Source organism: Exiguobacterium sp. s35 (assembly GCF_018617535.1).
In the GTDB taxonomy this organism is placed as follows: Bacteria; Bacillota; Bacilli; order Exiguobacteriales; family Exiguobacteriaceae; genus Exiguobacterium; species Exiguobacterium aestuarii.
Genome location: NZ_JACSKI010000001.1, coordinates 345,862 through 361,573 on the forward strand (window position 1 = coordinate 345,862; position 15,712 = coordinate 361,573).

Consider the following 15,712-nt stretch of genomic DNA (forward strand, 5'->3'; position numbering starts at 1 on the left):
TATCACATCGTTAGTGAAATATTGCCATGATATGAGCTATAATGAAAAAAGAATCTTACGGACATATTCGAGAATCACTTATGTTTCACATAGATGTATTAATAATTGAAGTAAGGAGAGATTAAATGAAGTTTGTTAAGAACCACCAAACAGCCGTGTTCGCATTAGGCGGACTAGGAGAAATCGGGAAGAACACATACGTTGTTCAATTCCAAGATGAAATCATCGTCATCGATGCGGGAATCATGTTCCCAGAGGATGACTTGCTTGGGATTGACTATGTGATTCCGGATTACTCGTATTTGATTAAGAACAAGGACAAAGTAAAAGGGGTATTCATCACGCACGGTCACGAAGACCATATCGGGGGAATTCCATTCTTACTCAAGCAAGTTCAGTTACCGATTTACGCTACGAAACTTGCGCTTGGTTTGATTAAAGTAAAACTCGAGGAGCATGGATTGTTGCGTGAGGCGGAACTCCACGAAATCGATGAGGATTCACTCATCAAGTTCCGTAAAACGAGCATTTCGTTCTTCCGAACGACGCACTCGATTCCGAACTCGCTCGGCGTTGTCGTCAAAACACCACAAGGGAACATCGTCCATACGGGTGACTTCAAGTTCGACTTTACTCCAGTCGGTGAACCGGCCGACCTCGCCAAGATGGCGGAGATTGGAAAAGAAGGCGTGCTCTGTCTCTTGTCTGACTCGACAAATGCGGAAGTCGAAGGCTTCACGATGAGTGAGAGCGTCGTCGGGGGGACGATTAGCGAGACGTTCCGTAAAGCGGACGGTCGAATCATCTTCGCCACATTTGCATCGAACATTTATCGATTACAACAAGTCGTCGATGCGTGTGCTGAGACAGGTCGTCACCTCATGATTTTCGGTCGCTCCATGGAGAAAGTCATGACGATCGGGCAAGAGCTCGGATTCATCAACGTTCCGAAAGGGATGATCATTGAAGCGAATCAAATGCGTCACTATGACCCGAACGAGATTGCCATTCTTTGTACCGGTTCACAAGGTGAACCGATGGCCGCGCTTAGTCGGATCGCGAACGGGACACACCGTCAAGTGTCGATCATCCCAGGGGATACGGTCATCTTCTCATCTTCTCCGATTCCGGGGAACGCCATTTCGGTCGGCAAGACGATTGACCAGTTGTATAAAGCAGGGGCTGACGTCGTTTACGGGAAGTTAACGAACATTCATACGTCTGGACACGGTTCACAACAAGAACAGTTGTTGATGATTCGTCTTCTCAATCCAAAATTCTTTATGCCGATTCACGGAGAGTATCGCATGTTGAAGAAACATGCGGAGCTTGCTGAATCAGTCGGGATTCCGAAAGAAAATAGCTTCGTCATGGATAACGGGGAAGTGCTCGCTGTCGATTCTGAGTCGGCTGCGGTCACTGGTAAAATTTCTGCGAACGCCGTTTACATTGATGGGAATGGAATCGGCGATATCGGGAATATTGTATTAAGGGATCGTCGTATCCTTTCTGAAGATGGACTTGTCGTCGTTGTCATCAGTATCGATGGCAAGACACGTAAACTCGTTTCAGGACCGGATATCATCTCGCGTGGTTTCGTCTATATGCGTGAATCGGGTAGCTTGATTCGTGACGGCGAACGTCTGTTGAAGAAAACCGTCGAGCAAGGGCTGTCAAATAAACAGATGAAGTGGTCGGAGATGAAGCAACTCGTATCCGATACGCTCACACCGTATTTGGCACAAAAGACGCGGAGACACCCGATGGTCCTGCCGATTATTATGGAAGTATGATCTAACGGGCTGTAGGTGACTACAGTCCTTTTTTTGAACCGTAAAGAAGGAGGGGAACTCATGGCTAAAGAAAAAAAGAAAAAAGGCTGGCTCAAGTGGGGATTAGCCATCATCGCTGTCATTTTTCTCATCACACTTGTGTATCACCAAGTAAAACCGTTACCGGATGGGGTGTCACGACAATCTGAACCTTATCTCATTTCGGATGATCAAATCGACTTTCTTCATGATTTGACATATCAAGGAGAGGATACGGAGATTGTCGAGCAAGAAATTTTTAAGGAAGTCGAGCGAGCGATTCAGGAAGCCGAGGAATATATCGTCATGGACTTTTTCTTATTCAATCCATATTCCAATGAAGACCGGCAATATCCGGATATCACGGCGCGATTATCATCAGCGCTGCTGGAGCAAATGGAGCGATACCCGGACTTGAAAGTCGTCTTTATTACAGACGATATCAATACGACGTATAACGGGCACGTCTCCGACCACTTCGATGTGCTCGAAGAGGCGGGGGTGGAAGTTGTGTACACGAATCTCGACGCACTTCGTGACCCAAACATTTTGTACTCCACGTTTTATCGGATGGCGCTTCAATGGTTTGGGGATAGTCAGGACGGATGGTTGCCGAATCCGATGGCCTCGTCGGCACCGGATATTACCGTTCGGGCGTATTTAAGATTGCTGAACATTAAAGCGAACCACCGAAAAGTGATGGTGACAGAAAATGAAGGGTTCGTATTATCGGCGAACCCGCATGATGCGAGTGGGTATCACTCAAATGTCGGTGTTCATTTAAAAGGACCCATTTTAAAAGAGATAGCTAAAGGGGAACAAGCAGTCGCGACGTTCTCAAAAGGCGATGCACGACGTTTCCCGGACGATGACGCATTATCGAAGATCGAGAGCGCGCCGAACGATGCGCCGATGGAGATTCGTTACGTAACGGAAGGAAAGATTCAGGAGTCGGTGCTCGATGCGATGAATGGAGCGGAAGACGGAGATACGATTTGGATCGGCATGTTCTACTTGGCTGACCGAAATATTATTCAAGCGATTGAGGATGCCGCTGGCCGAGGTGTGACCGTGAACATGATTCTCGACCCCAATACGAACGCTTTTGGTCGCTCAAAATCGGGATTGCCGAACTTACCTGTAACGGCAGAACTGAATACCGTCAATCCTGAACAGATCGAAATTCGTTGGTATGATGTCGGCAAGGAACAATATCATCCAAAAATCCTATATGTGGATGGAGAAGAGAAGACAGTCGTCTTAGGTTCCGGAAATTATACGACACGAAATATGAACGATTACAACCTTGAGGCAGACGTCGAGGTAAAAGGAGAAGAGGATACAGTTTTCTTTGATGAAGTAGACGATTATTTCAATCGCTTATGGAATAACGAGAATGGAACGTACACAGTGGCATATGACGAGATTCAAACCGACATCCCGCTTGGAAAGTATGTGATGTATTGGCTTCAAAAAGTGACATGGACGATGACGTACTAAAAAACAGCTATCCTCAAATTGGGGATAGCTGTTTTGACGTTAATTCGTCTCGATTGGATTAAACTCATTCGTATACTCATATAAGAATTTTCCGGTCTCTTTCAAGACGTCACTCTTACGGTGAAGCGAGAAATGATCGTACGGTACGGTCTCTGTTTGAATGTTATTCGTATATTCTTCTAGTAACAGAGAACTCTCCGGCTCAATCAGATTGAACTCGCCGCCTCGTCCAGAGAAGGATAGCACTTGTACGGATCGTGGCCATGTCTCCAGTTTTGACTGGAACGCTTGTAGCCCGTCCGAGTTGGGTGATAAGTCACGGATAGCTGGGCTACCTGTGTTGATTCCAAAGTTACTAGCCGATAGGCCAAAGTTTGCGAGTCGAGTGCCGCCGAATGGACTATCAAACGTGACGAACTTGTCGACGATGTATGTCTCCTGGTTCAAAATGTAGTTGGCTGCTGCAACGCCACCCATACTATGACCGAGGATATACATGCGATCGAATGAGCGGTTTCTCGTTTTCTTATACGTTTCAATGGCTGAATTTAACCATTTCGTTTGATTGTTCAAAGAAGCTTCTGCATCCTCGAACTCGATTCGAACGATTGGACGATTCGAGCTATAGTCATAAATTTCGCAATCGGTTTTTCCTTTGACAGTTACCGTACAAAGGGCGCCGTCGGTAGCCTGACCACTCTCTTCCATCGCTTGCGAGAAGCGGAGGAACGTTCGGTCAGTCCCGAGTAGACCATGCACCGCGAAAGTGGGGATAAACTCGTTCGTCTGCGACGCTTGGCGAATCGCCTCGGATTGTCGCTCATTCGCCAATTCTTGTCGGAATGTCCCGACAATCAATACGAGTGAAAGGGAGACAATCAATAACCCTAACAGGCGCGAACGAATCGATGTTTCCCTAGGGTTACCGACGTTTTTTCGATACTTGCGCCAAATGAAATACCCTAAAATAATCGCTCCCACAAATACGATGATGGTGATCACCCATGCTTTAACGTTTGGCACATGGGCGACGAGTGTTAAATTATTTTGGCGACCACCGTACACTTGCCACTCGACATGCTTCATGGAGCGAAGGTCAAGGCCAGTCCCGTCTTCCACGAACACACCGGTCGGAACAGTCAGATTAAACCGGATATCGGCTTGACGGATATATCGCTCCGCTAATTTCTTCGGGGAGCCCGATAGTTCGACACCCGGTAAGTCAACCTGATCAAGTCGAAGATCGAGGTTCGTCTGCATCGTGTAAGAGTCGAACCAGATGCCTTCTCGTTGCTCGATATCGAATTGAATGTCAGGTGGGACGAGAATTCCGGCTGGACCGGTTTTCCATTCTTCTTTAATCTGTTGTAACTCATCCACATTGCGGAACGTCTTCTTCAAGACCATCCCTTCATAATCATCGGCGCTCGAATAATCTTCAGTCTCGTACCCATTATCCTCGGCCTGCTCCTTCCACGTATCCCAGTCGAGCCTGAGATTGAGCAACTTCATCACTGGGTGGTCGCGGAAAGCATAAGTGGTTTCGAGTGAAACGGATTGATCGTAATGCACGGTCGCATCGTAATTAATGCGCACACATCCGCCGATTAAAAGAAATAAAAATGGGAATAGTAACAACAGTGCCCTTTTTCTCGAGCTAAACATGTTAGATCGGTTCGCCGTATGTGTCTAGCGGATTCGACGTATTGATTCGGTCATAGAATAAAATACCGTCCAAATGGTCGAGCTCGTGCTGACACACGATCGCGCGCATACCCCGAAGACGAAGCTTAATTGGTTGTCCGTCTCGGTCAAACCCTTCTAATGTGATTCGACGAAAACGAGGTACATTTCCTTTGACCACGCGGTCGACCGACAAACATCCTTCCCCACCATTTAAAAATGTCTGTTCGACGGAGTGGCTTGTGATTTTAGGATTGAAAATCGAGAGTTTGAACGTTTCTTCCTCTTCTTTTAGCAAGACTGTGAAGAAACGACGGGTTACACCGAGTTGTGGCGCGGCGATTCCGACACCACCTCGTAACTCGTATTTTTCGCTCATCTCTGGGTCTTGACTATTGACGAGGAACGTCTCCATCTCGTCAAGTAGCGCCAAGTCCTCTTCGGTTGGCGGAATCGGTACTTCAATTGAACGTGTGCGGAGTCGTTCGTCTCCTTCGCGAATGACGTCTTTCATCGTTAACATGTGCAACTTCCTTTCTATAAAACATATATGATTGATTATATCATATTTAAAAGGAGAAGAATGTGGATGGTACAGAAGGTGAAACGAAAATGATACAGAGGCAAAATGAATGTCATATCCCTTGAATGTAAGCGTTTTATTTCAGTAAGCATATTTTTTGCGTTATTATAACAACCCGTTTTATACTAACTAGGAAACGGCAGGAGAGCATAACTTTCCTGAATTACGTTAATACAGATTGCTTTTTTGGACAGATACACGTAAGATTTGAGATAGTGTTTGATCACAAAAAAGACAATTGTCTCATAGTTGAAAGGATGAGGTGAAACGAATGAACAACGTTCAGGTACTTCAAAACGTGGAAGAAAACTTCCAAACGTTCCGTATTCTCGACGAGAAGGGTGAGGTCGTCAACCAAGACGCAATGCCTGACCTAACGGACGAGCAACTTCAGGAACTCATGCGCCGCATGGTCTATACTCGAATCTGGGACCAACGCGCCATCTCACTTAACCGTCAAGGACGCCTAGGATTCTACGCGCCAGTGGCAGGTCAAGAAGCGACGATGATCGGGACGCAATACGCGCTCGACAAAGAGGACTGGATCCTTCCAGGATACCGTGATATTCCACAACTCGTATTCCACGGACTTCCGCTTTATCAAGCGTTCTTGTTCTCACGTGGACACGTGGCAGGAAACCGCATCCCTGAAGGTGTCAACGTATTGATGCCGCAAATCATCATCGGTGCACAAATCATTCAAACTGCGGGTGTGGCTATGGGCCTCAAACGCAACGGCAACAAAAATGTCGCTATTACTTACACAGGTGACGGTGGCTCATCACAAGGTGACTTCTACGAAGGATTGAACTTTGCAGGTGCATTCAAATCACCAGCAATCTTCGTCGTTCAAAACAACCGCTTCGCTATTTCGACGCCAGTTGAAAAGCAAACAGCAGCTAAAACGATCGCGCAAAAAGCTGTTGCAGCTGGAATCAACGGGATCCAAGTAGACGGAATGGACGTTCTTGCAGTGCTTGCAGCGACACAACAAGCTCGCGTAGATGCACTCGAAGGAACGCCAACACTCATCGAGTCACTCACTTACCGTTACGGACCACACACGCTCGCTGGGGATGACCCAACACGTTACCGTACAAAAGAACTCGACACAGAGTATCAAGAAAAAGATCCACTCGTGCGTTTCCGTCTCTTCCTTGAGAACAAGAAACTCTGGAACGAAGACATGGAGAACGAAGTGATCGAGCAAGCGAAAGCTGATGTGAAAGAAGCAATCAGCCAAGCTGACAAAGAACCAAAACAAAAAGTTTCGGACTTCATCAACAACATGTTCGAAGAACTTCCTTCAAACTTGAAAGAACAGCTTGAAGAATATACTGCAAAGGAGTCGAAGTAAGTTATGGCTCAAATGACAATGATCCAAGCGATTACTGATGCGATGCGCGTTGAAATGAAACGCGACGAGAAAGTACTTCTCTTCGGAGAAGACGTTGGTAAAAACGGTGGGGTATTCCGTGCGACGGAAGGTCTCCAAGACGAGCTCGGCGAAGACCGTGTCTTCGACACGCCACTCGCTGAATCAGGGATTGGTGGTCTTGCAATCGGTCTAGGTCTTACTGGATTCCGTCCAATCATGGAAGTCCAGTTCTTCGGATTCGTATTCGAAGTGTTTGACTCAATCGCAGCTCAAATGGCACGTATGCGTTACCGTTCAGGCGGCGCTTACAGCCAACCAATCACAATCCGTTCACCATTCGGTGGTGGAGTTAAGACACCTGAGCTTCACGCGGATAGCCTTGAAGGTTTGATGGCTCAGACACCTGGTCTTAAAGTCGTTATTCCATCGACTCCTTACGATGCAAAAGGTTTGTTGATCGCGTCAATCCGTGACAACGACCCAGTTGTGTTCCTCGAGCACATGAAATTGTATCGTTCATTCCGTGGCGAAGTACCTGAAGGTGATTACACAATCGAACTCGGTAAAGCAGATGTGAAACGTGAAGGTACAGACGTTTCAATCATCACTTACGGTGCGATGGTGCATACTTCACTTAAAGCAGCGGAAGAACTCGAAAAAGAAAACATCAACGTTGAAGTCATCGACCTCATGACAGTGAGCCCGCTTGATATCGACACAATCGTAGAATCTGTTAAGAAAACAGGTCGTGCGATCGTCGTTCAAGAGGCACAACGTCAAGCAGGTATCGCAGCGAACGTTGTAACTGAAATTCAAGAACGCGCAATTCTTCACCTCGAAGCACCAGTTCTTCGAGTAACTGCACCAGACACAGTCTTTGCATTTGCACAAGGTGAAGACATGTGGTTACCAGACCATAAAGATGTCGTTGCAAAAGTTAAGGAAGTTGTGAACTTCTAAGATCGTGTTGAATAAACGATGAGGGAGAATGTTCTCCCTTGTCGTGTTTACATGATGAATTGATGGGAGGAAAAACCAGTGGCAGTATTTGAATTTAAATTACCAGATATCGGTGAAGGTATTCACGAAGGTGAAATCGTCAAGTGGTTCGTAAAAGCAGGGGATACGGTCAAAGAGGACGATGTTCTTTTAGAAGTACAAAACGACAAAGCAGTCGTTGAAATCCCAGCTCCAGTCGACGGTACAGTCAAAGAAGTTAAAGTTTCTGAAGGTACAGTTGCCGTAGTCGGCGACGTCCTCATTTCGTTTGACATCGAAGGCGACGCACCAGCAGGTGAAGAAGAAGAAGCACCTGAACAACCGAAAGCAGAAGAGAAGACAGAAGACGTGAAAGAAGATGTGAAAGAAGACGCGCCACGCGACGTTCAACTTCACAAATCTGAGCGTGTCATCGCAATGCCATCTGTCCGTAAATATGCACGTGAAAAAGGTGTCGACATCCGTGAAGTAAACGGTTCTGGCGACAACGGTCGCGTCTTGAAAGAAGACATTGATGCATTCGCGAACGGTGAAGCACCGTCTGCAGAAGCTACAACAGAGAAAACAGATTCTGTAGCACCAGCAGCAGCTGCGAAAACGGAAATCAAGCCTTACGAGTCAGCGACTCCAGAACTTGAAACACGTGAGAAAATCCGTGGAATCCGTAAAGCCATCTCGAAAGCTATGGTTAACTCGAAACACACTGCACCACACGTTACGCTCATGGACGAAGTCGACGTTACAAAACTCGTCGCACTCCGCAAAGACTTCAAACAAGTCGCGGCTGACCAAGGCGTGAAACTCACGTACTTGCCATTCGTCGTGAAAGCATTGACTGCTGCAGCGAAAGCATTCCCAACAATCAACGCTTCAATCGATGATGTGAACGAAGAAATCGTTTACAAAAACTATTACAACATCGGTATCGCAGCTGACACGGACAACGGACTCGTTGTACCAGTCGTAAAAGATGCAGACCGTAAATCAATCTATGCACTTGCTACAAACATTAACGAACTTGCAGGTAAAGCTCGTGAAGGTAAGCTCGCTGGGGAAGACATGAAAGGCGGATCGATCACAATCACAAACATCGGTTCTGCTGGTGGACAATGGTTCACACCTGTCATCAACCACCCAGAAGTTGCAATTCTCGGTATCGGCCGTATCGCTGAGAAAGCTGTCGTGAAGAACGGTGAAATCGTTGCTGCGCCAGTACTTGCACTTTCATTCAGCTTTGACCACCGCCTCATCGACGGTGCGACTGCACAGAACGCTCTTAACATGGTGAAACGCTTGCTCGAAGACCCAGCACTTCTAATGATGGAGGGATAAGAACATGGTAGTAGGAGAATTCGCACAAGAAACTGATTTGCTTGTCATCGGTGCCGGTCCTGGTGGATACGTTGCCGCAATCCGTGGCGCACAGCTCGGAATGAAAGTAACAATCGTTGAGAAAGGCAACTTCGGTGGTGTCTGCCTAAACGTCGGATGTATCCCATCGAAAGCGTTGATCACAGCTGGACACAACTTCCAACACGCTAAAGGACATGATTCAATGGGAATCTCGTCTGACAACGTGTCAGTGGACTTCACAAAAGTTCAAGACTGGAAACAGTCAGTTGTTAACAAATTGACTGGCGGTGTCAAAGGTCTCCTTAAAGGGAACAAGATTGAAATCGTTCAAGGTGAAGCTTTCTTCGCTTCTGAAGACACAGTTCGTGTCATCACAGAAGACAGCTCAACTCCTTACAAATTCAAAAAAGCGATCGTTGCGACTGGTTCTACACCAATCGAGATTCCATCGTTCAAATGGTCAAAACGCGTCCTTTCTTCAACTGGCGCATTGGCACTTCCTGAAGTACCGAAGAAACTCGTCGTCATCGGCGGTGGATACATCGGTATGGAGCTCGGTACTGCATACGCTAACTTCGATACAGAAGTAGTTGTTGTAGAAGGCGCTAGCGACATCTTGTCTGGTTTCGAACCACAAATGACGCAAATCGTTAAGAAGAAACTCAAACAAAAAGGGAACGTCACAATCCACACAAACGCACTTGCTAAAGGTGTCGAAGAAACGGAAGACGGCGTAACTGTTAAGTTTGAAGTAAACGGTGAAGAGCAATCTGTTGAAGCGGACTATGTCCTCGTCACAGTTGGTCGTCGTCCAAACACAGGCGACATCGGCCTTGAGAACGCGGACGTTAAAATCAGCGACCGTGGAATCATCGAAATCGATGACCAGTGTAAGACTTCGAACGAAAACATCTATGCAATCGGTGATATCGTTCCTGGACCACCACTTGCACACAAAGCATCTTACGAAGCGAAAATCGCAGCGGAAGCAGCAGCAGGTAAGCCAGCTTACCTCGACTACTCTGCAATCCCTGCAGTCGTCTTCACAGATCCTGAACTTGCAACGGTTGGTTACACTGAACCACTCGCAAAAGAAGAAGGACTCGAAATCACAGTTTCGAAATTCCCATTCGCAGCGAACGGTCGTGCACTTGCACTTGACGAGCCAGACGGCTTCATGAAGCTCATCACTCGCAAAGAGGACGGTCTCTTGATCGGTGCTCAAATCGCGGGTACTGGCGCATCAGATATGATTGCTGAGCTTGGTCTCGCAATCGAAGCTGGTATGACTGCTGAAGATATCGCACTTACAATCCACGCTCACCCATCACTCGGTGAGATGGCAATGGAAGCTGCTGAAATCGCAATGGGTATGCCAATCCACGTCGTTAAATAAGAACGTCAATAAAAACTCTCTCACTTTTCGTGAGAGAGTTTTTTGATATAGGTGACGACGCGTTCGACTTCTTGGAATCCGATTTTCTCGTGGAACTGTTGGCTGCTCTCGTTTTCAAGTTCGGTATCTGATGCCAGTTCGATACAACCATGACGTGCCGCGAATGTTGAGGCAGCATCAATCAGACGGGCGGCGACACCTCTTTGACGCTCTGCTTCAATGACATAGATTCCTTCCACATAGGCTGTCGGAGACATGCTTGAACCTGGCACGTAGTCATGCCGGAAGCTGAGCTGGCAAAATCCAATCGCTTTTGTGTCATAGGATGCGATGAAATAATGCATTTTTTTTGAAGCAAGACCGAGTTTGACTTCCATCCGCAATTCCTCAATCGGGGCGTCGGGCCATAGCTCATGCATCAATTGCGCGAGTGCTTCTTGGTTTGACGGTTTGGCATACTCAATTTTCATGATGACTCTCTCCTTAGGTTTCATACTTGTAGTATAAAGGAAAATACTTGTGAAGAGAGAAGGGAGGGAATCCTGATGGCATTCGATGAGGAGTTATTATATACCGTATCCGAGACGAGTCGTGTACGTTTCACCGGGATTGAGACAGAAGCTGCCCGCTATGACTTTGGTTTCGTCTATACACATCAATTCATGGGCAAGGTATTAGTTGTCTGTATGCAAACGGGTCAATCGGCCCTTCTCGATCTGCATGCGCTAGAAGAGCCCCGTCAATTGTATCCGATGCTCGGCATTAACTTGAATGATACAGAACACGTCGCTGAATTTTTACGACTCTGCCTAGTTGAAAAAACAGAAGCATCTGAAGAAATTGACACTTGAAAACATGTAAGCGTTTTCTTATAATAGGCAATAGGGGAAGCAATTCGATCATCTACAGCCACCTTTTCTGAGATGACATAAAAAATGAGCCGGTCACCATGACCGGCTCATTTTTTATTTAGCGAATCGCTTTTGTTTGTTGGATGACTTTAATCATTTGAAGAGACTCATCTTCAAGACCTTGAACCGGGAGACCGGCTTCGATGTTGGCCATGATGTATTCGAGTGTCGACGTTGTGATCAATTCACCTGGAATGATGATTGGAATTCCTGGTGGGTACACCATAATGAATTCAGCTGAAATGCGTCCGACGGCGTTCTCAAGAGGGATCGTCTCCGTCTCTTCATAAAATGCATCACGCGGGCTAAGAGCCAATGGCGGGATTTCAGGAAGCATGATTGAGAGTGAGTCATTCCCAGACTTCTGATAAACGGACACGACGTCACGCATCGCTTCAATCAATGCTTGAATCGTCGACTCATCGTCTGCTGACGTAACAATGAAGAGCACGTTCAATAAATCTGACATTTCGACTTCGATGCGGTGTTTCTCACGAAGGTACTTCTCGACTTCAAATCCTGTCACACCGAGCTCGCGAACAGATACGAGAACTTTTGTCTCATCGAGTGCATAAGTCGATTCTGAGTGAAGCTCCGCGTGTCCGTAAACCGACAAGTTTGGCATTTGACCGATTGCTGTCCGTGCTGCTCGAGCAAGGTCAAGCGCACGTTCGTTCATCATATGACCTTTCGTAGCAAGCTGTCGACGCGCCGCATCAAGAGAAGCAAGGAGCAAGTATGATGTTGAAGTCGTCGTGATCATCGAAAGCATCGCATGTATCCGCTCTGGTGAAACGAGACCACGGCGCACGTTCAAGATGGAACTTCCTGTCATCGATCCGCCAAGTTTATGCACGCTCGTTGCCGCCACGTCCGCTCCCGCTTGCATTGCCGAGAGTGGGAGTTCATCGTGAAACGGAAGATGGACACCGTGTGCCTCATCGACAAGTACGGGTACATCTTGTGCATGAGCGACATCAACGATGCGCTCCAAATCACCCGCGACACCGAAATAAGTCGGGTTGATGACGAGTACGGCTTTTGTATCAGGGTGAAGCTCGAGTGCACGTTCTACGGCACTTGCTGTAATCCCGTGCGCGATGCCGTACGTCTCATCGAATTCTGGGTGGATGAAGACCGGGTGTGCACCCGTCAAGACGAGCGCGGACATGACCGATTTGTGCACGTTACGTGGAACGATGATTTTCTCATTCGGTCCGACGACGCCCATGATCATCGCCATGATGGCACTCGACGTTCCTTGAACGGAGAAAAAGGTCTCATCAGCACGGAACGCCTCTGCCGCCAAGCGTTCCGCTTCAGCGATTGCCGCTTTTGGATGATGAAGGTCATCGAGTGGGGCAATGTTAATCAAATCAATTTTTAGGGCGTTTTCGCCAATAAAGTCACGAAACTCCGGATCCATCCCTTTCCCGCTCTTGTGACCAGGAATATGGAACGCAATCGGATTTGAGTCGACATGTTCAAGTAACGTGTCAAATAGTGGCGTTTCGAGCTGAGTAGCACCTTTTAATTTCAATCGTAAATCCCCCTTGGAATCAGTTTATTTATTAGATGAATGATATCGTTACGTTATATGTTGATTTAAAAAAGAAGCAACAAAAAAACTATAGAGATTTCTGACGTAACTTGCAATAGTTTTTTTTGTTGATACAATGAGTGTCGAGGTGAACAATATGCAAATCAATTATCCGATTAATCCGGATTGGACGACCGATGAATTGATCGAGGTCGTCGAGTTTTATAATGTCGTCGCACAAGCGAACGAAGGTGGAGTCGAGCGTGAGGTTTTCCTAGACGCGTATCGAGCTTTCAAGCAAATCGTAACATCTAAGTCAGAAGAGAAACAACTGAACGCGGTTCACGATGAACAGACTGGATATTCTACGTATCGTACCATTCAAGTAGCGATGAAGTCATCGAGCAAAATGATTAAATTGTAAGTCCGAGCATGCCCGTGCAAATTCAGGCATGCTTTTTTGTTATTTCTTCTTAAAAGTCGGGTACAGTTACCTAACACTTATTCAGGTTTAAGGGGATTAAAATTGGGAATATATCCATTAAGATAAAAAATTCAAAATAGTCAGACAATTCTCTTTCTTTTTCGAATTTTATCTGATATACTCAATTCAACTCACTAAACCGTAACTTGTAGCCCAACAAAAGGAGTGTGGCATCTTATGAAACAAGTGATTGAGGCATTCAAAAGAAAAGACGCAGAAAAACGGATTCCGGTGCTGCGCTTGGAGATTGATTATGAATTGGCAACCCTTTTCGATGCGATGGCGTCACAGGATGATGCTACAGTTCAGGCTAGCAAGCATCGGTTGGAGAAGTACCGCCAAGAATTATTGCGTCTCGAAGCCTGACCATTACACACACATTCAACCAGTATTCCGAGCGGATACTGGTTTTTGTTTGGTACAATACAGTTGAGGTGATCACAGATGATAGAATGGTTTGCAGTCGATTTAATCAAACAGGCGGGAGAACTGATTCGTCGCGAGATTGATCAACATTATGAAGTGGAACGGAAGACCGGAAAAGGAGACTTGGTCACTGAAATTGACCGAGCGGTGGAACAGTTGATTGTCCGCCGTATTCAAAACCAATTCCCGGACCATCAAATCATGGGGGAAGAAGGGACGACGGATACGCCGGACACGTTATCAGGAACGGTATGGTTCGTCGATCCAATTGATGGGACGTTAAACTTTATTCATCAGAAGCGTATGTTCGCCATCTCGGTGGCCGTGATGGTCGATGGGGTCGTAGAGTACGGATTTGTCTATGATGTGATGGCAGATGAGATGTTCATGGCAAGAAGAGGGTATGGTGCGACATTAAACGGACGGACGTTGACGAATCTACATGAACATCATGTACGAGATGCATTTTTGAGTATGAATGCGACGTGGGTCACCCCGAACCATCAAATTGCCCCGGAAATCCTTGCCCCGATTGTTCGGGACTCGATTGGGACACGGGCACACGGCGCTGCATCGCTTGAGCTTGCTTGGCTCGCCGCAGGACGAGTGGACGGATACATTACGATGCGCAACATGCCGTGGGATTATGCTGCAGGGAAATTGCTCGTAGAAGAAGTGGGTGGACGGGTCGTTTCCTTATATGGGGAACCGATTCGATACGATGGGAGAACATCTGTATTGGCAGGAAGCGAGACATTCGTCAATGACGTCATCAAACACTATGTCATCGCAAAAGGGGTGACCCCGGAAGCGAAGCCGGATCTTCAAATCGTGAAACATGAATCATATGAAGAAATTCGTGATTTGCTTGTTTTAGCGAATCCGAATGAAGCGATGGTGCGAGAACAGTTTCAAACAGGACGAACGTTTAAAGCGTTACTCGGAGGAGAAATCGTCGGTGCCTATATGCTTGTATCGCATGGGGCAGGACGAATCGAGCTTGTCAATATCGCGGTGAAACCGGAGAGGCAAAATCAAACGATTGGTCAGCGGATGCTACAAGACGCGGTAAAACGGGCGACGGCACTCGGCGGTCAAGAACTCCTCGTTTGTACCGGGAATTCAAGCATCATGCAATTGCGCTTTTATCAACAAGCCGGATTCCGATTTGATTCTGTGGAACGTGATTACTTCATGAATCATGGGTACGATGCGATTGAGGAGGATGGTTTGGTCTTACGTGACCGCATCTGTTTGACACGTCCGATTTGAATCATCAAATAAAAGGAAAGAGGGTTGCTCTGACAAAAGTCGGGCAACCCTCTTGTGTTTATGAAGATTGACGATCAGAAAGAATGCGACGGCGTAATTGAATACCAAAGAATGTCGCGACACCACTAAGTACGAGACTGCCTAAAATGATGGCGACGCTTCCTTCGGCCACCCCAATGCCGATGCCGACAAATCCGGCGACGACGGCCATGGCAATCAATAGAAACATAAGCTGCATGGAGACTCCTCCTTATTTTCTCTTCTCCCCCCCATTGTATGATAAAAAACGTCCAATGAAAACGTTCACAGTCGATTCCACTCGACAAAGGTACTGTGACGTGTGCTATACTCTTAAAGTTGAAGAAAAGCTGAAACT

Annotated in this window: 15 protein-coding genes; 10 read left to right on the plus strand and 5 right to left on the minus strand. The window is 46.7% G+C overall.

The window, feature by feature from the left end; genetic code table 11:
• The first annotated feature begins 125 nt into the window (after nt 1-125).
• Both rnjA and KNO75_RS01785 read left to right on the plus strand, forming a co-directional pair.
• A complete protein-coding gene (gene rnjA, locus KNO75_RS01780; protein ID WP_015881254.1) occupies nt 126-1,793 on the plus strand; it encodes a ribonuclease J1 in 1,668 nt (555 codons plus the stop codon).
• Between the two features lie 60 nt (nt 1,794-1,853).
• Entirely contained in the window at nt 1,854-3,311 is a 1,458-nt protein-coding gene (locus KNO75_RS01785) for a phospholipase D family protein (RefSeq protein WP_214819545.1), read from the plus strand.
• A 39-nt stretch (nt 3,312-3,350) separates the two neighbouring features.
• On the opposite strand, the gene KNO75_RS01790 is transcribed toward KNO75_RS01785, so the two are convergent.
• Nucleotides 3,351-4,976, minus strand: a complete 1,626-nt coding sequence (locus tag KNO75_RS01790; RefSeq protein ID WP_214695573.1) for an alpha/beta hydrolase — start codon at nt 4,974-4,976, stop codon at nt 3,351-3,353.
• Between the two features lies 1 nt (nt 4,977).
• Nucleotides 4,978-5,517, minus strand: a complete 540-nt coding sequence (def, locus tag KNO75_RS01795; RefSeq protein WP_214819547.1) for a peptide deformylase — start codon at nt 5,515-5,517, stop codon at nt 4,978-4,980.
• A 331-nt stretch (nt 5,518-5,848) separates the two neighbouring features.
• Here def and pdhA point away from each other — a divergent pair, with 331 nt between their 5' ends.
• From pdhA to lpdA, 4 genes are all read left to right on the plus strand, one after another.
• On the plus strand, nt 5,849-6,934 hold the full coding sequence (pdhA, locus tag KNO75_RS01800) for a pyruvate dehydrogenase (acetyl-transferring) E1 component subunit alpha (protein WP_015881258.1): 1,086 nt from the start codon (nt 5,849-5,851) through the stop codon (nt 6,932-6,934).
• Nucleotides 6,935-6,937: 3 nt separating this feature from the next.
• Nucleotides 6,938-7,915, plus strand: a complete 978-nt coding sequence (locus tag KNO75_RS01805; RefSeq protein WP_074034993.1) for an alpha-ketoacid dehydrogenase subunit beta — start codon at nt 6,938-6,940, stop codon at nt 7,913-7,915.
• A gap of 78 nt (nt 7,916-7,993) precedes the next feature.
• Nucleotides 7,994-9,286 carry a dihydrolipoamide acetyltransferase family protein gene (locus KNO75_RS01810; protein WP_214819549.1) on the plus strand — a complete coding sequence of 431 codons (1,293 nt, stop codon included), beginning with the start codon at nt 7,994-7,996 and terminating at the stop codon, nt 9,284-9,286.
• A 4-nt stretch (nt 9,287-9,290) separates the two neighbouring features.
• Nucleotides 9,291-10,703: a dihydrolipoyl dehydrogenase gene (gene lpdA / locus KNO75_RS01815; protein ID WP_074034989.1), complete on the plus strand. Its 1,413-nt coding sequence runs from the start codon at nt 9,291-9,293 to the stop codon at nt 10,701-10,703.
• Nucleotides 10,704-10,723: 20 nt separating this feature from the next.
• Here lpdA and aac(6') read toward each other — a convergent pair whose 3' ends face one another.
• Complete coding sequence (aac(6'), locus tag KNO75_RS01820; protein ID WP_214819551.1) at nt 10,724-11,173, minus strand: aminoglycoside 6'-N-acetyltransferase; 450 nt, start codon at nt 11,171-11,173, stop codon at nt 10,724-10,726.
• A gap of 75 nt (nt 11,174-11,248) precedes the next feature.
• Between aac(6') and KNO75_RS01825 the strand changes: the two genes are divergently transcribed.
• The gene (locus KNO75_RS01825) at nt 11,249-11,554 is read left to right on the plus strand and encodes a DUF3055 domain-containing protein (RefSeq protein WP_074034985.1); all 306 of its coding nucleotides are present in this window, start codon (nt 11,249-11,251) and stop codon (nt 11,552-11,554) included.
• Between the two features lie 118 nt (nt 11,555-11,672).
• Here the strand turns inward: KNO75_RS01825 and KNO75_RS01830 are convergent, their stop codons facing one another.
• Complete coding sequence (locus KNO75_RS01830) at nt 11,673-13,154, minus strand: aminotransferase class I/II-fold pyridoxal phosphate-dependent enzyme (RefSeq protein WP_214760628.1); 1,482 nt, start codon at nt 13,152-13,154, stop codon at nt 11,673-11,675.
• Between the two features lie 157 nt (nt 13,155-13,311).
• Here KNO75_RS01830 and KNO75_RS01835 point away from each other — a divergent pair, with 157 nt between their 5' ends.
• From KNO75_RS01835 to KNO75_RS01845, 3 genes are all read left to right on the plus strand, one after another.
• Nucleotides 13,312-13,578 (plus strand): UPF0223 family protein, encoded by a 267-nt coding sequence (locus tag KNO75_RS01835; RefSeq protein WP_214819554.1) that lies wholly within the window; start codon nt 13,312-13,314, stop codon nt 13,576-13,578.
• 237 nt (nt 13,579-13,815) lie between these two features.
• Nucleotides 13,816-14,004: a hypothetical protein gene (locus KNO75_RS01840; protein ID WP_015881266.1), complete on the plus strand. Its 189-nt coding sequence runs from the start codon at nt 13,816-13,818 to the stop codon at nt 14,002-14,004.
• A gap of 78 nt (nt 14,005-14,082) precedes the next feature.
• Complete coding sequence (locus KNO75_RS01845) at nt 14,083-15,336, plus strand: inositol monophosphatase family protein (protein WP_214819556.1); 1,254 nt, start codon at nt 14,083-14,085, stop codon at nt 15,334-15,336.
• Nucleotides 15,337-15,394: 58 nt separating this feature from the next.
• Here KNO75_RS01845 and KNO75_RS01850 read toward each other — a convergent pair whose 3' ends face one another.
• Nucleotides 15,395-15,574 (minus strand): DUF5325 family protein, encoded by a 180-nt coding sequence (locus KNO75_RS01850; RefSeq protein WP_214819558.1) that lies wholly within the window; start codon nt 15,572-15,574, stop codon nt 15,395-15,397.
• Nucleotides 15,575-15,712: the final 138 nt, after the last annotated feature.

Bases quoted from the DNA above. Each gene is read 5' to 3' on its own strand.
- rnjA (WP_015881254.1), top strand. From the start codon at position 126: ATGAAGTTTGTTAAGAACCACCAAACAGCCGTGTTCGCATTAGGCGGA.
- KNO75_RS01785 (WP_214819545.1), top strand. From the start codon at position 1,854: ATGGCTAAAGAAAAAAAGAAAAAAGGCTGGCTCAAGTGGGGATTAGCC.
- KNO75_RS01790 (WP_214695573.1), bottom strand. From the start codon at position 4,976: ATGTTTAGCTCGAGAAAAAGGGCACTGTTGTTACTATTCCCATTTTTA.
- def (WP_214819547.1), bottom strand. From the start codon at position 5,517: ATGTTAACGATGAAAGACGTCATTCGCGAAGGAGACGAACGACTCCGC.
- pdhA (WP_015881258.1), top strand. From the start codon at position 5,849: ATGAACAACGTTCAGGTACTTCAAAACGTGGAAGAAAACTTCCAAACG.
- KNO75_RS01805 (WP_074034993.1), top strand. From the start codon at position 6,938: ATGGCTCAAATGACAATGATCCAAGCGATTACTGATGCGATGCGCGTT.
- lpdA (WP_074034989.1), top strand. From the start codon at position 9,291: ATGGTAGTAGGAGAATTCGCACAAGAAACTGATTTGCTTGTCATCGGT.
- KNO75_RS01825 (WP_074034985.1), top strand. From the start codon at position 11,249: ATGGCATTCGATGAGGAGTTATTATATACCGTATCCGAGACGAGTCGT.
- KNO75_RS01835 (WP_214819554.1), top strand. From the start codon at position 13,312: ATGCAAATCAATTATCCGATTAATCCGGATTGGACGACCGATGAATTG.
- KNO75_RS01840 (WP_015881266.1), top strand. From the start codon at position 13,816: ATGAAACAAGTGATTGAGGCATTCAAAAGAAAAGACGCAGAAAAACGG.
- KNO75_RS01845 (WP_214819556.1), top strand. From the start codon at position 14,083: ATGATAGAATGGTTTGCAGTCGATTTAATCAAACAGGCGGGAGAACTG.
- KNO75_RS01850 (WP_214819558.1), bottom strand. From the start codon at position 15,574: ATGCAGCTTATGTTTCTATTGATTGCCATGGCCGTCGTCGCCGGATTT.